Origin of the sequence: Bartonella sp. TT121SHDZB (genome assembly GCF_042193415.1) — a bacterium.
GTDB lineage: Bacteria > Pseudomonadota > Alphaproteobacteria > Rhizobiales > Rhizobiaceae > Bartonella.
In genome coordinates, this window is the sequence record NZ_JBHILR010000056.1 from 1 (window position 1) to 684 (window position 684).

The 684-nt window shown below is 65.9% G+C and carries 1 protein-coding gene; it reads left to right on the forward strand.

The features are described from left to right. Positions 1–662, forward strand: a 662-nt coding sequence (locus ACFIKI_RS08435; protein ID WP_375666759.1) for a LysR substrate-binding domain-containing protein, incomplete at its 5' end; no start/stop codon positions are given. Positions 663–684: the final 22 nt, after the last annotated feature.

Below are 684 nucleotides of genomic sequence, written 5' to 3' on the forward strand. Positions count from 1 at the left end.
AGGCCGAGGAGCAGATCGCCCTGCGCCGCCAGCAGCCTGCCGGCCGCCTGCGTGTCAATGCGGCCATGCCGTTCATGCTGCATGTGGTGGCGCCCCTGGTGCCCGACTTCCGCGCCCGGTATCCGCAGATCGACCTGGAGCTGAACACCAACGACCTGATCATCGATCTGCTGGAAGAGGACACCGACGTGGCAATCCGCATCGGCACACTGCGCGATTCCACCCTGCGGGCACGCCTGCTTGGCACGCGGCGGCTTCGCGTCCTCGCGAGCCCCGCGTATCTGAAAGCGCACGGCCGCCCGCGCAATGTCGATGACCTGCAAACGCACGCCCTGCTCGGCTTCGTTCAACCGGAATCGCTGAACCTGTGGCCCCTGCGCGGCCCGCACGGCGACCGCCTGCGCATCGAACCCACGCTCAAAGCCTCCAGCGGTGAAACCCTGCGCCAGCTTGCACTGCAAGGCACCGGCATCGTCTGTCTGGCGGATTTCATGACCGTGGAAGACCGGCGCTCAGGCGCCCTTGTGCAGGTCCTGCCGGACGCCACGGTGGAGGTGCTGCAACCGATTCACGCGGTGTACTACCGCAACACCCAGTTGGCTTCGCGGATTGCCTGCTTTCTCGACTTTCTTGAAGCCCGGCTCGCAGACGTTGAGCGGTGAAACCGCATCGCGGGTGTGCAAC